At 36.9% G+C, this 14,028-nt stretch carries 11 protein-coding genes; 6 read left to right on the forward strand and 5 right to left on the reverse strand.

What is annotated here, in order from left to right:
* Positions 1–10: 10 nt before the first annotated feature.
* The gene (locus tag PQ459_01965) at positions 11–772 is read right to left on the reverse strand and encodes a LytTR family DNA-binding domain-containing protein (protein ID WDF47259.1); all 762 of its coding nucleotides are present in this window, start codon (positions 770–772) and stop codon (positions 11–13) included.
* A 1-nt stretch (position 773) separates the two neighbouring features.
* A complete protein-coding gene (locus tag PQ459_01970; GenBank protein WDF47260.1) occupies positions 774–2,693 on the reverse strand; it encodes a tetratricopeptide repeat protein in 1,920 nt (639 codons plus the stop codon).
* A gap of 136 nt (positions 2,694–2,829) precedes the next feature.
* Between PQ459_01970 and nadD the strand changes: the two genes are divergently transcribed.
* The 6 genes from nadD (at position 2,830) to PQ459_02000 (ending at position 10,344) form a co-directional block, all read left to right on the forward strand.
* The gene (nadD, locus tag PQ459_01975) at positions 2,830–3,420 is read left to right on the forward strand and encodes a nicotinate (nicotinamide) nucleotide adenylyltransferase (GenBank protein ID WDF47261.1); all 591 of its coding nucleotides are present in this window, start codon (positions 2,830–2,832) and stop codon (positions 3,418–3,420) included.
* A gap of 7 nt (positions 3,421–3,427) precedes the next feature.
* Positions 3,428–4,033 (forward strand): hypothetical protein, encoded by a 606-nt coding sequence (locus tag PQ459_01980; GenBank protein ID WDF47262.1) that lies wholly within the window; start codon positions 3,428–3,430, stop codon positions 4,031–4,033.
* A complete protein-coding gene (locus tag PQ459_01985; protein ID WDF47263.1) occupies positions 4,030–4,371 on the forward strand; it encodes a DUF3817 domain-containing protein in 342 nt (113 codons plus the stop codon). The genes PQ459_01980 and PQ459_01985 overlap by 4 nt, the downstream gene beginning before the upstream one ends.
* Positions 4,372–4,426: 55 nt before the next feature.
* On the forward strand, positions 4,427–5,425 hold the full coding sequence (locus PQ459_01990; protein WDF47264.1) for a 2-hydroxyacid dehydrogenase: 999 nt from the start codon (positions 4,427–4,429) through the stop codon (positions 5,423–5,425).
* A gap of 285 nt (positions 5,426–5,710) precedes the next feature.
* A complete protein-coding gene (locus PQ459_01995) occupies positions 5,711–7,975 on the forward strand; it encodes an outer membrane beta-barrel family protein (GenBank protein WDF47265.1) in 2,265 nt (754 codons plus the stop codon).
* Positions 7,976–8,034: 59 nt separating this feature from the next.
* Positions 8,035–10,344, forward strand: coding sequence for a TonB-dependent receptor (locus PQ459_02000; protein ID WDF47266.1), 2,310 nt, complete (start codon positions 8,035–8,037; stop codon positions 10,342–10,344).
* A gap of 75 nt (positions 10,345–10,419) precedes the next feature.
* Here PQ459_02000 and pckA read toward each other — a convergent pair whose 3' ends face one another.
* From pckA to fabD, 3 genes are all read right to left on the reverse strand, one after another.
* Positions 10,420–12,033 carry a phosphoenolpyruvate carboxykinase (ATP) gene (gene pckA, locus PQ459_02005; GenBank protein WDF47267.1) on the reverse strand — a complete coding sequence of 538 codons (1,614 nt, stop codon included), beginning with the start codon at positions 12,031–12,033 and terminating at the stop codon, positions 10,420–10,422.
* 118 nt (positions 12,034–12,151) lie between these two features.
* Entirely contained in the window at positions 12,152–13,054 is a 903-nt protein-coding gene (locus PQ459_02010) for a GYDIA family GHMP kinase (protein ID WDF47268.1), read from the reverse strand.
* Positions 13,055–13,096: 42 nt separating this feature from the next.
* A complete protein-coding gene (gene fabD / locus PQ459_02015; GenBank protein ID WDF47269.1) occupies positions 13,097–13,972 on the reverse strand; it encodes an ACP S-malonyltransferase in 876 nt (291 codons plus the stop codon).
* Between the last annotated feature and the right edge of the window lie 56 nt (positions 13,973–14,028).

Genomic DNA, 14,028 nt, shown 5'->3' on the forward strand with positions numbered 1-14,028 from the left:
GAATTAGAATTTATAGTTTACTAATTAATTCCTGAAGTCTTTCCTTCTTCCGCTGAGAAACTGGAAGCTGAGAATCATCTGACATTATGACAAATCCGCCTTCCTTCCTGATGTAAGATTTCAACTCATTCAGGTTAATCAAATGCGACTGATGAATCCTCCCAAAACCCTGATCCTTCAGCAGTTCCTCATATTCCTTCAAGGTTTTGGAAATCATCACGGGCTTGTGATTTTTGATGAAAAACTTTGTATAATTGTCTTCACTTTCGCAGCGGATGATGTCTTTAATCTCAAAAAGATGAATCCCGTCTGACGTTGAAAGCGCAATTTTTTTGAAACCTTCAGATTTTTTCTGAATATTTTCCAACAGCAATCCAATGTTTTTGTTGTCCGTATTTTGATGGATTACATTTTTGATTTTCTTCAAAACGCTCTGTAATTCATCAGGATTCACAGGTTTCAAAAGAAAATCCAACGCACTGAATCGAAACGCTTTAATCGCAAATTCCTCATGAGCCGTGATGAAAATAATATGAGAAGTCACGTTCCCAAATTTCTCATTCAGTTTTTCCAAAATATCAAAACCAGTTCCGTCATTCATCAGAATATCCAGAAATGCGATGTCGGGTTTTACCCTTTCCATCAGTTCTGTTCCAGTTTTCACGCTATCTGCCTCGCCCACGATTTGGATTTCTGGCGCGTACAGATTTATCATCATCTTCATTCCTTCCCGCAGATTGCCGTCATCGTCTATTAATACAGCTTTTATCATCTTAATCTTTTATATAATTCAGCGGAAGCTCCAGCGTGATTCTGGTTCCTCGGCTATTATTATTTTCATCTTTCAGTTCCTCTATTTTCAGATTTACCTTTTTATTTTCCAGCTCTTCCAGAGTTTCCAATCTTTTTTTAGAAATCTCGAGAGCCATAGATTTGTGCACATTCACAGAGTTTTTCTTGAGTTCCCTAGAAGTGTTTATCCCTACTCCATCGTCCTCTATCACACAAAGAAGCTGGTCATCATTCTGCATAAAATCTATTCTGATAAAACCTTTACCATCTTTCGGCGCAACACCGTGGATGATGGCATTTTCCACATAAGGTTGCAACAGCAAAGACGGAATCGCCGTGTCGTCCTCAATTTCTGAATCTTTATTAATTTTAAAATCAAATTTCTGATTGAATCTCAATTGTTCCAGCTCAAGATAGTTTTGCAAAGCCTCGATTTCTTTGTCAATTGGAATAGACGATTCTTTTGAAAACTCGAGTGTCAAGCGCATCAGCTTGGAAAACTTGGACAGATATTTCATCGCATCTTCCTTCCCGTTTTGCATAATGAATGACGAAATTGCTGCCAGACAATTGAACACAAAATGAGGATTCATCTGCAAATGCAAAGCTTTGTGCTCAAACTCTGCAAGTTGTTTTTGTAAGGTTAAAGTTTTTTCCCGCTCTTTGTTTCGGAAGTAGAAAAACAAGCCGACCAAGACAAAAGCCAAAACCACGAAACCCAAAATCACCAACAGTTTTTCTCGCATTTCCGTTTCCTTCTTCTCGAGTTGCACTTTTTCATAATGAAAATCGAGTTCCGTTTTCAGACGTTGCTGTTCGTTGATTATTTTTTCGAGGTTATCTTTTTCTAGGTTATAATTTCTGAGATGCCGCAACGCCAATTCCTGATTTCCTTGTTTGTCATAGATGTCGGAAAGTAATTTTTCAGATTTCATCAGCGTTTCCGAAAGGCTCAATTCCTTGGACATTTTCTGGCTTTTGCTAGCGAACTCAAGTGATTTTTCCAGATTATTTTCTTGAAAATAAATTTCTCCCAACAAGAGATAAGTATCCGAAAGTCCAAACTTGTTCTCAATACTTTGAAAGGTTTCTTCTGCTTTCAGCAAAAATTTCTTAGCTGCATCATATTGATTTTCAGAAATATAATATCGAGAATAATTATTATAAAGTTCGCCTAAACCTTTTGGATTCGGATTGGTTTCGAAAGCTTTCAAACTTTCGTCAAAATATTGTTTTGCTTTGGCTTTTTGATTTTGTTTAAGATAAATAAATCCAATATTAGAAGCACTTACAGCAACTGCTGTATTCTTCTGAATCTTTTGGAGGCTGTTTGCTTTAAGGAAATATTCCAAAGCTTTTTTCCCATCATCAATGGAATTATAAATCACACCAATGTTATTGTAAATCTTAGACAATTGGATTTTATTGTCCATATTTTCATAGATTCTCATCGCCCGAAAATCATATTCCAAAGCCTCTGCATATCTATTCTGCTCCATATAGGCAAACCCTTTGCTTCCTAGGGTTTTTGCAAGAACTTCCTTGACTTCCTTCAAGTTTACATTCTGCTTAATGAGTATCTTTTCCGATGCCTCAAAATTCTGAATCGCTTTGTCATAATCGCTTAGGACAATGTAGGAAACGCCTATGTTTTGGAACGCTTTTGCCTCTTGGATTTTATTATTATTTTTCCTCGCTGTGCTGAGAGCCAACCTAGCGTAGCTCTGCATTTCATTGGGGTCTGAGACTTGATATGCCTCAGAAATCTGATTGTGAAGTTGGGTGATTCTGTCAATTTCTTTGGTTTTTTTCAGGAGCAAAATCAAAGAATCTGCATCGGGATTCTGTGCAGAGTTGATAACAAAAAAGCAAAATAGTAAAATTGAAAAAAGAGGTTTCATCTGTGTTTAAGTTGCAAAAATAGCGTATTGGTTTAAAAATCAAAACTGTAATTGAGAAATTGCAGGATGTGAATTAGAATTTGATTTCAGATTGACATTTTAATTCTTTAAATTTGAGGTTCAAACTTTTACAATTTTGGAAAACGCAAAGAAAATCGGACTTTTTTTCGGCTCGTTCAATCCTATTCATATCGGGCATTTGATTTTGGGTAATTATATTTTGGAGAATTCTGATATGGCGGAATTATGGTTTGTGGTAAGTCCGCAAAATCCATTCAAAGACAAAAAATCACTTTTGAAAGACCATAATCGTTTGGATATGGTTCAGCTGGCCATCAAAAATTATCCAAAAATGCGTGCCTCGAATGTAGAGTTTTCCTTACCCGTTCCGAGCTACACGATCGATACTTTGGCTTATCTGAAAGAAAAACATCCGAATTTTTCATTTTCATTAATAATGGGTGAAGATAATTTGGGAAGCCTGCACAAATGGAAAAACTACGAATTGCTGCTGGAAAATTATCAGATTATTGTTTATCCGAGAATTTCCGGTGAAGAGAAAAAGGGTGAGTATTTGAAGCACGAAAATATCCATCAAATCAATGCACCAATCATCGAACTTTCTGCTACAGAAATTAGAAATATGATTAAAGCAGGAAAAAATACGAGACCAATGTTGCCGCCGGAAGTTTTTGACTATTTGGATGGTTCTTCTTTTTATAAATAATCATCAGATGAAAATAATTATTTTTTCACTCATTTTCCTGATTTCCCAAACTTTACTTTTTGCACAAAACAAAGAAGTCAAGAAAATAAACTGTGATTCAATTTACAGTCAAAAAGGTTATTCTGTTTCTTTGGAATTTGACCCGAAAGACCAAATTTTTCTGAATGTCTTATTTACATTCTCAAAAAAAATCAATGGAAAGGAGAAGATCATACATCAGGAAAAGTTGCATAGTCAGTTTCAAAATGTTGAGTTCATCGATTTCAATGGTGATGGAATCAAAGATATTTTGGTGGAAAACACTTCGGATGTGAGAAGTAATTTGACTTACAATTTGTTTATCATCGATTTTAAAAATCAGAAACTGAGAAAGATTGAAGGTTTTGAGGAAATTAAAAATCCAAATTATCTGAAGGAATATGACCTCATCGATTGTATGGTAATGTCCGGAAGAAACTGGACAAGCTTTTATAAAATCGAAGGCAATAAAGTAAAGGATTTTGGCTATGTCATAGAAGATGGCGAAGATGAAAACGGAAAAGATCTGGAATATGACAAAAATTACGAGTTGACTTTGGCAAAAATCCTTAAATCTGAAAAAAAGAAAAAATGAATTTGATAGAAAAATATTACTCAAAATATCCGGAAGAAAAAATCATCAAATGGTTCAAGCAGATTTGTCTTGCGGAAGCTATTTCGTGGCTTTTCCTTTTTACAGCGATGGTTTGGATACGGCTGGATCCGGAAGGTTTGTTCGCAATTATTTACATCAGTACAGTTGGGACGATCCACGGATTTTTCTTTACACTTTATCTCATCTTTCTTCCCGCGGTCAGGAAAATATATGCTTGGGACGACGAGGATTCTATCTTTGCATTGATGGGCGCTTTTTTTCCGTTCGCCACTATTTGGGTTGAGAAAAAACTGCTCCACAAAAATCGGAATGAGTGATGAAAATCAACCTGTAAAAATATCTTTTTATAACTGATTTTCTTAACTTTAGGAAATGAAAATCACCTTCTTCTCCACCAAACCTTACGACAAGGAATTCTTTGACAAAGTCAATCAGGATTTCAATTTTGAACTCGAGTATTTCGAAACGCATCTCGGTCCGCATATTCTAAACGTAATTGACCATTCCGACGCTGTTTGTGCTTTTGTGAATGATACTTTGAATGCGGAAGTTCTGGAATCGCTTTCCAAAAAAGGGGTGAAATATATTGCATTGCGTTGTGCTGGTTTCAATAATGTAGATCTGGAAGCTGCGAAACGTCTTGGGATGAGAGTTTGCAGAGTTCCGGCTTATTCTCCTGAAGCTGTTGCGGAGCATGCAATGGCGATGATTCTCACACTTAACAGAAAAACGCATAAAGCATACAATCGCGTTCGGGAACAGAATTTTTCTTTGAATGGTTTGATGGGATTTAATCTTTTTCAAAAGACGATTGGCGTGATTGGAACTGGAAATATTGGAACTGCGTTTGCGAAAATTGCGAAGGGATTTGGCGCGAAAATTTTGGCTTATGATATTGCAGAAAATCAAGAACTGAAAGACCTTGGGATAGAATTTGTTTCGTTGCAAAAACTGCTTTCTGATTCCGATGTCATTTCGCTCCATTGTCCGCTGATGGATGCGACTCATCATTTGATCAATGAAGATTCCATCAAAAAAATGAAGGAAAATGTGATGATTATCAACACCAGCCGAGGTGGATTGATTGACACAAAAGCCGTGATTGACGGTCTGAAATCCAAACACATTGGTTACCTCGGGATTGATGTCTATGAGCAGGAAGAGAAATTATTTTTCCGCGATTTGTCTCACGCCATTATTGAGGACGACACGATCCAGCGATTGATGAGTTTCCCGAATGTTTTGGTAACGGCGCATCAGGCTTTTTTCACGCAGGAGGCTTTGCATCAGATTGCGACCTCTACCCTTTCCAGTCTTTCAAATTTCGAAAAAAGTGGAGCATTTGAAAATCCGAATGCAATTTTAGTTTAAAGTTTCATTAATTATAAAAAATATTCCGCAATTAATTAGCGGAAAACTAAGCCTTTGCAAAAATCTTGCAGAGGTTTTTTTATTTTTTTGCGGTCATGATGTAATGAAATTTGCATTTCAATTGTCTAATCTATAAATCGAACATAAATTTTTACCTCTGAAAATCAAGGCTTTAAAAACAAAACTATTTTTTATTTACTACTTTGTATTGCATAATACTAATATTATAATATATCTTTGCAATATCAAATAGTACCAAAAGCCAACTACTTTAAAAAATAAATTATGAAAGCCAAGATCCTCATCGCCGTTATTTTTTTCTCAGGAATGATTACCGCTCAGCAAACAAAAACAGATTCGACCAAAACGAAAAATATTGAAGAGGTAAAACTTAGTAAAAAAGTTTTCGTGAAAAAGTCTGACCGATTTGTTTACGATGTTGCCAACTCTCCTATCGCAAAGGGAACGAACTCTTTCAATCTTTTGCAGCAAACACCAATGTTATCCAGCACAGACGGAAAGGTTTTCAAAATTATGGGGAAATCCAGCGTTGTTTTTTACATCAATGGTAAAAGAACGCTGATGGATGCTGAAGCAATTACTGAAATGTTGAAAAATACACCTTCAGAAAATATTCAAAAAATTGAAGTGGTGACTGTTCCGGGAAGTGAGTTTCAGGTGGAAGCAAATGAAGGTGTCATTAATATTGTAATGAAAAAATCAAAAACGAATGGCTACAACGGTACTTTGAAAATGAACAACAGCCAGAGTTTTTACAACAATCCTTCTTCCGGAATTGCCTTCAATGCGAGACAAGACAAATGGTCTTTCAATTCCAACTTCAATATGGGAAGTTACAGAGAGCGAGAAAAATATACGTTGACCAACGGCGATTCGACTTTCAGAAATGAGTCTGTTGGAACAATGGACGATCCGAACAAAAATTATGGTGGAAATATTAATATTGATTATGAAATTAATAAAAAACAAAGTCTAGGCTTCAGTTATAACGTGCGTTACAACAAGAGTTTTGGATCTGTGTTGGATATGACGAATTTTGAGAATGGAGAACTATCAAACAGAACTATCAATCAAGAAGATGCACAGACGAGAAACCACAATTTCAATCTGAATTACGAAATCAAAACGGATACGCTAGGAAGTAAATTGAGTTCAAATGTTTCTTACTTGTGGTTCAATAGAGACAAAGTAAGTCTTGGCGAGACATTTCCATTCGTAGTAACTGAGGAAAACACTTACAGAGCATTCCAACAAGCTGTTCCTCAAATCATTAACAACTACGCAGCAAATATCGATTACATCAAGAAATTCAGAAATGAAAGTACGTTTGCGATTGGAACAAGCTATAATTTCACCAATACGGACAGTGACACAAGACAAAATGATTTCATCGGAAATAGTTTTGTTATTAATACCAATCTTTCCAACCACTTTATTTACAAAGAAAATATCATCGGCGCTTATGCCACTTATGAAAGAAAATTCTCTGAAAAATTCAGTGGAAAATTGGGGACAAGATTTGAAGCGACAATCAGCACGGGTGACGTTGTAGGAAAATCGGATATCGGTTTTGAAAGAAATTACAACAACCTATTGCCTTATGCGACTTTGAATTATGCAATTAATGATAACAACAACATTACTTACAGTTTTTCCAGCAGAGTACGAAGACCTGGATTTGGACAACTGAATCCTTCCAGAACTTACTTTACGCCAAGCAATTACATTCAGAACAATCCTTTTATGCAGGCTTCGAAGAATTACAATCAGGAAATCAATTATATGTACAAGAATGCTTTCTATGCTAATTTGAGTTTCAATTTTGCAGAAAATGCCTACAGCCAATTGCCTCTACAGGGAACTGAAACTAAAATCCAGAGAGACGAAAACGGAAATCCGATCCTTGGACCTGATGGACAACCTATAAAGATTACATCAAAATTCCTCAGATATATCAGAACCAATTATGGTAACAACAAACAGCTGGGATTGACCTTGGGAATGAACAAATCGTGGTTTGGCGACATCTGGACAACCAACTATTCTGCCAATTTTGAGTACGCAACCATCTCGGGTGGTGTAACAAAAGATCCAACTTCGCAACTACTTCCAGGAGACACAGAAGAATTGCAGCCTTATGTGATTGATATCAAAACATTGAATATGTTTTTCCAGGCCAACAATATGATCAGATTATCATCGAAAAAAGATTGGTATGCAGGTGTTAATTACTGGATAATGCCGTCCAGAGAAATGGAAATTGGAAAACTGAGAACGCAGCAGAGTCTGGATCTGAACATTAAGAAAATAATGGGGAATTTCACTTTCCTTGTAGAAGTGAATGACATTTTGAATTCCAATATCGATGACATCAGAACTACACAGGCCAACGGAAGTTACAACAGCGTGAGAAGCTTCAAATATGGAAGAGAACTAAATATCAATGTGACTTATAATTTCGGAAATCAGAAGTTGAAAAAAGCCAGAGAAGTGAAATCTGCCAACGACGCTATAAGATCCAGAACTTAATCATTATCAAAACTTTAACTCTCAAAATAAATATTATGAAAACTCTCAAAATAAATATTATGAAAACTCTCAATACAAAACTTTTTTTAGGAGTAAGTCTTGTCTCAGGAATCTATCTCAATGCTCAGGAAAAACCTACAACAGATTCTGCCGCGACTAAAAATATTGAAGCTGTTACCATCACAAAACAAGTCTTCAAAAAGGAAAGTGACCGATTCGTGTACGATGTTGCCGCATCTCCGGTTGCTAAAGGAAATACCGCTTTCAATATCCTAAAACAAACACCTTTGGTTTCTTCGACTGACGATAAGACTTTGAAGATCATTGGAAAGAACAACTCTGTGATTTTCATTAATGGAAGAAAAACCAATATGGATGCTGAATCCTTAACGCAATTTCTGAAAAATACGCCAGCAGAAAACATTCAGAAAATCGAAGTGATCACGCTTCCAGGAAGTGAATATCAGGTGGAATCTTCTGACGGCATCATTAATATCGTTTTAAAGAAAAAAATGACCGATGGACTAAACGGAAATATGAGAATGGGAAATTCCCAGAGTTACTACAACTCCTCATACGCCGGACTTTCCCTTAATTACAGAAAGGATAAATTGGGAATCAGTTCCAACATCAACACAAGCCAGAATATACAGGAACAATATTACATTTTAAGGAATGGAACTTCGACATCCAGTAATCAATCTGAAGGAAGAGTCACCGATCCGAACAAAAATTTGGGTGGCTACTTAAACATCGATTATCAACTGAATGACAACAGCAATTTGGCCTTGACGTGGAATTCCTGGGCGAACAGAAGTTACGGTTCTACATCCAATCTTTTTAATACGATTAATTCATCAGATATTAATGGAAATGCTTTACCCACAAGATATAACTACACAAAGAATCTAGAAAATTCACGTTCGTACAATAATTCTTTGAACCTGAACTACGAATGGAAAACCGATACGCTTGGAAGTAAAGTGAACTTGAACGCAGCGTACCTCCATTACAAACGTTTCCAGAATGCGAATAATAATACGTTCAGGTCTGATGCCTTTCAAAATCTAAACAGTTTACAAGTTCAGATCACACAAAGTACACCACAGATTATCAACAATTTTTCTTTCTTGGGAGATTATATTAAGAAATTCAAAAATGATTTCACAGTTTCTGTCGGCGGAAATTTTAACAAAACAAAAACGGATAACGACACTCAAAATGCTACTACTCAGTATGATGAAGATGGAATAACACTTTCAGAATTATTTGACAGCCAGGGAAATTCGCTACCTAACCCTAAATCAAATCCTAACCATTTCATTTACGATGAGAATATCTACGGTGCATATTTGACGCTTGAAAAGAAATTTTCGGATAAATTTTCGGGAAAGATCGGATCAAGATATGAGATTACAAACAGCGTTGGAACTTCTGACAATCCGGAAAAAGCTGCACTCGGCAGAATCGAGCAAAACTACAACAACTTCCTGCCTTACATCAGTTTGAATTATGGCATTAATGATAAAAATAATATTTCCTACGCCTTCTCCAGCAGAATGAGAAGACCAAGTTTCTGGGAACTGAATCCTGTGAAAAATTACCTGACAGATGTGAATTACACACAGAATAATCCTTTTGTAAAAGCAGCTTCGGTTTACACCAACGAGTTAACTTATATGTTCAAAAGTTCATACTTCTTGATATTGAATCATTCCTACACAAAAGATGTCATCACACAAGTATCATTGATTGGCGCACCTAGACGACTGGACGGAACTTTTGGCGAAGATCAAATCCGATATATCAGAACCAATTTTGGAGACAAACAGGAGATGTCTGCAATGCTCGGGATGCAAAAAACTTTCTTTAAGCAATATCTGACAACAAATTTCAATATCGGAATGCAGAGAAATATCAACAACGGATTCTTGAATACGGATCCAATTACAGGCGAAGTTTTCCCGGATTATGTGAACAAAATAAAATCCAACAGTTTACTGATTCAGACCAACAATACAGTAAGACTCGACAAAAAGAAAACCTGGTTTCTTGGCTTGAACTACTGGTATGTTGACAATCAGCAGATAGAACTGGGGCAATTGAAATCCTTGATGAGTCTGGATACCAGCATCAAAAAAGTGTGGAACGACTGGACATTCAATCTGGAAATATTTGACATCCTGAAAACGAATAAGGTAGTCATCAGCGATTTTTCGCAAGCCGACGGAAAGTATAATTACATCAATCAAAACCAATACAACCAAAGCGTCAACTTCAGCATCACTTACAACTTCGGAAACAAGAAAGTTCAGAAGATAAGAGATATCGACAGCGCAGACAAAGACATAAAAAACCGCACCAGATAACTACATTATATATCACGTTAAATTTTTTCAAAAAGAAAATCCCGAAGAAAGTCTTCGGGATTTTGATTATTAAAATTAATGCTGATGAACTTCTGATAAATTTGGTCCTGAAGGAATCAAATCACGCGCTTCATCATTATCTGCAAACTGCTCAAAATATTTAATGTATCTCGCAGCCAGATCTTTCGCTTTCTTCTCCCAATCAGAATTATTCTCATAAGTATCTCTCGGATCCAAAATATGTTCGGAAACATTCGGAAGAGAAGTCGGGAATTCCAAATTCATAATCGGAACGTGATCCGTTTCAGCTTTATCAATGCTTCCATCGATGATTGCATCAATGATCGCTCTTGTATCTTTCAGAGAAATTCTTTTTCCTGTTCCGTTCCAGCCAGTATTTACCAGATAAGCTTTTGCATTGTGTTCCTTCATTTTTCCGATCAAAGTTTTGGAATACATCGTTGGATGAAGTGTCAAAAATGCCTCACCAAATGCCGGAGAAAAAGACGGCGTTGGTTCTGTGATGCCACGCTCTGTTCCTGCTAATTTGGAAGTATATCCGCAAAGAAAATGGTATTGCGCCTGGCATTCTGTTAAAATTGAAACTGGAGGCAAAACCCCGAAAGCATCGGCAGAAAGATAAATGATTTTGCTTGCGTGACCAGCTTTGGAAGGCAAAACGATTTTGCTGATATGATAAATGGGATAAGAAACTCTCGTATTTTCTGTGATAGATCCATCGGTGTAATCTACATTTCCTTCGTCATCGGTCACCACATTTTCTAACAGCGCATCTCTTTTGATTGCGCCGTAGATATCCGGTTCTTTTTCTTTGCTAAGGTCGATCACTTTTGCGTAGCATCCACCTTCATAGTTGAATACACCGTTGTTGTCCCAACCGTGTTCGTCATCACCAATCAAATATCTTTTTGGATCTGCAGAAAGTGTGGTTTTTCCAGTTCCGGAAAGGCCGAAGAAAACAGCCACATCGCCCTTCTCACCAACGTTTGCAGAACAATGCATTGAGGCCATTCCTTTCAGCGGAAGGTAATAATTCATAATGGCGAACATTCCTTTTTTCATTTCGCCACCATACCAAGTTCCGCCGATGATCTGCATTTTCTTGGTCAAATCGAACATTACAAAAACTTCAGAGTTTAATCCGTGTTGTTCCCAATTTGGATTCACAGATTCGGAAGAATTGATGACTACAAAATCTGGCTCGCCATAATTTTGCAGGTCATAATTGGAAGGACGGATGAACATATTCATCACAAAATGTGCTTGCCAAGCCACTTTGGTCACGAATCTTACTTTCAGTCTGGTGTCTTCGTTGGATCCGCAATAAGTATCGACCACATAGATACTTTCGTTGGAAAGATCTTTGGTGACAATGTCTTTCAGCTCATCAAAAACCTCTACGGAAGTCGGTCGGTTAATGGTTCCGTCCCACCAGATCGTATCCTGCGTAATATTGTCATTCACGATGTATCTATCTTTTGGAGATCTACCAGTGAAAATGCCTGTTTTTACAGCAACTGCTCCTGATTTGGTCAAAACTCCTTTGGCAAAACCGGAATTTTTCGGATCCATTTCTGCCTGGAAAATTTCTTCGTAAGTTGGATTGTGGAAGATCTGTTTGGGATTGAAAATGCCCTGACGTTCAAGATAAGATTTTAGCTTGTCCATTTTTAATTTTTTTTGAAGATTAAAGGTGTTGGGACAAATGTAAAAATATCAGCGAACTATGAAAGTTTTTATTAACTGATTTTCATCAGTTTAAATTTTATTCATAATTAATTAACAATCAATTAATTAAATCGCGCCAAGAAAATATTTTATCGAAACCTTGCTGTTTGAAATAGGCTTCATAATCTCCAAATTTGGACGTCAGGACGAAATCTCCGCCCCAAGCGCCCAAACTTTTGACAAAGCTGGGACAGTTTTGGAAATATTTTTCTTTCACAGTTGGAATTTCGAGAAAATCGGAAAGTTTTTCTTCGTGCAACGCCATTAATTGCGAAAATTCTTCTAAATCTTTACTTTTAAGAATAGCTTTCGTCAAATTAGAATATTCGTTGATCAAATCCTGAGATTTCGGTTTTGACTTGTAATGCGAAATTCCATCTCTCGTATCTTGCTTTTGATTGAGGTGGATGAAGATCAAATCATCTCTGAAAATTGGATCGAAAATCACTTTTTCATAAACCCTTTCCGGAAAACGACTGTAGAGAATTGCCGACTTTTCTTTCGCCACCGCAACATCGTAACCACTTCCGCCAAGACTTATTTCATTTAAAATAAATGGATCGATTTCTGCCCATTCTCCAAGATTGCTCATTAAGGTAGAACTGCTTCCCAATCCGAAATCCGATGGAAACTGGAGATTGGTTTTGAGATGATAGGATTTATTAGTTTTAAATTTAATCTCAGAAAGTTCCTGCACATTTTTCAAAACTTTCAGGATGAACTCAGACGCTTTTTGATCATTTGTTTTAATGATGGTCCAAGTTTTATAATCAATGATGGTTTCCAGCCACAATTGATCTTGATGAAATGCGTTCCAATAGATCGACGATCGCTCATCATTGTCTTCATTAAAAAAAAACTCTTGTCCTAGCTTTGTGGGAACAGCCAGGACAAGAGCACCATCTACAGCAACATATTCTGAGGTCAGCATCAGCTTTCCGGGTGAAAATATCCTGTTCATTTATGGAAATTTTATTTTTAATAATATCAGATCGTCCGAAATTTACATCGCAGAAGATGCAGAAACTTCAGAATTGATTTTCTTAATCAAACCTTGAAGTGTTTTTCCAGGTCCAACTTCGATGAAATTACTTGCGCCGTCTTTGATCATATTCTGCACACTTTGAGTCCACTTTACCGGGCCAGTCAATTGTGCGATCAGGTTTTTCTTAATTTCTTCCGGATCAGTCACAGCCGTTGTGGTAATATTTTGATAGACCGGAAGGCTTGCCTTTCTGAATTTCGTATTCTCAATAGCAGTTGCCAATCTATCTTGAGCCGGCATCATCAAAGGTGAGTGGAAAGCGCCATTTACAGGCAAGATCAAAGCTCTTTTTGCGCCAGCAGCTTTCAATGCTTCACAAGCTTTTTCCACGGCAACAGTTTCGCCAGAAATCACCAATTGTCCAGGACAGTTGTAATTGGCAGGAACCACGATTCCTTCTATCTCAGCGCAAATCTCCTCTACTTTGGAATCTTCAAGACCAAGAATTGCAGCCATAGAACTTGGATTGATGTCGCAAGCCATTTGCATTGCTTGGGCTCTTTCGTAAACTAACTTCAGTCCGTCTTCAAAAGACAAAACACCGTTTGCCACCAAAGCGGAAAATTCCCCCAAAGAGTGCCCTGCAACCATCTCTGCGCCCAACCCATTGGCAACTTTCACTGTTGCTACAGAATGTAAAAATATCGCAGGCTGGGTAACGCTGGTTTTTTTGAGGTCTTCATCTGTTCCATTGAACATTGTAGAAACAAGGTCGAAACCAAGAATCTCATTGGCAGAATCCATCAAGTCTTTCACATCTTTTCGGGAATCGTACAATTCTTTTCCCATTCCTACATATTGTGAACCCTGACCAGGAAATACAAGTGCTTTCATATATTTTTATAAATGATAATTGATGAATGATAAATGATTATTTCATCAATGTTTTA

This window comes from Chryseobacterium sp. KACC 21268, assembly GCA_028736075.1.
Classification (GTDB): domain Bacteria; phylum Bacteroidota; class Bacteroidia; order Flavobacteriales; family Weeksellaceae; genus Epilithonimonas.

Coding starts and splice junctions, on each gene's coding strand:
- PQ459_01965 (WDF47259.1), bottom strand. CDS start 772: ATGATAAAAGCTGTATTAATAGACGATGACGGCAATCTGCGGGAAGGA.
- PQ459_01970 (WDF47260.1), bottom strand. CDS start 2,693: ATGAAACCTCTTTTTTCAATTTTACTATTTTGCTTTTTTGTTATCAAC.
- PQ459_01980 (WDF47262.1), top strand. CDS start 3,428: ATGAAAATAATTATTTTTTCACTCATTTTCCTGATTTCCCAAACTTTA.
- PQ459_01985 (WDF47263.1), top strand. CDS start 4,030: ATGAATTTGATAGAAAAATATTACTCAAAATATCCGGAAGAAAAAATC.
- PQ459_01990 (WDF47264.1), top strand. CDS start 4,427: ATGAAAATCACCTTCTTCTCCACCAAACCTTACGACAAGGAATTCTTT.
- PQ459_01995 (WDF47265.1), top strand. CDS start 5,711: ATGAAAGCCAAGATCCTCATCGCCGTTATTTTTTTCTCAGGAATGATT.
- PQ459_02000 (WDF47266.1), top strand. CDS start 8,035: ATGAAAACTCTCAATACAAAACTTTTTTTAGGAGTAAGTCTTGTCTCA.
- pckA (WDF47267.1), bottom strand. CDS start 12,033: ATGGACAAGCTAAAATCTTATCTTGAACGTCAGGGCATTTTCAATCCC.
- PQ459_02010 (WDF47268.1), bottom strand. CDS start 13,054: ATGAACAGGATATTTTCACCCGGAAAGCTGATGCTGACCTCAGAATAT.
- fabD (WDF47269.1), bottom strand. CDS start 13,972: ATGAAAGCACTTGTATTTCCTGGTCAGGGTTCACAATATGTAGGAATG.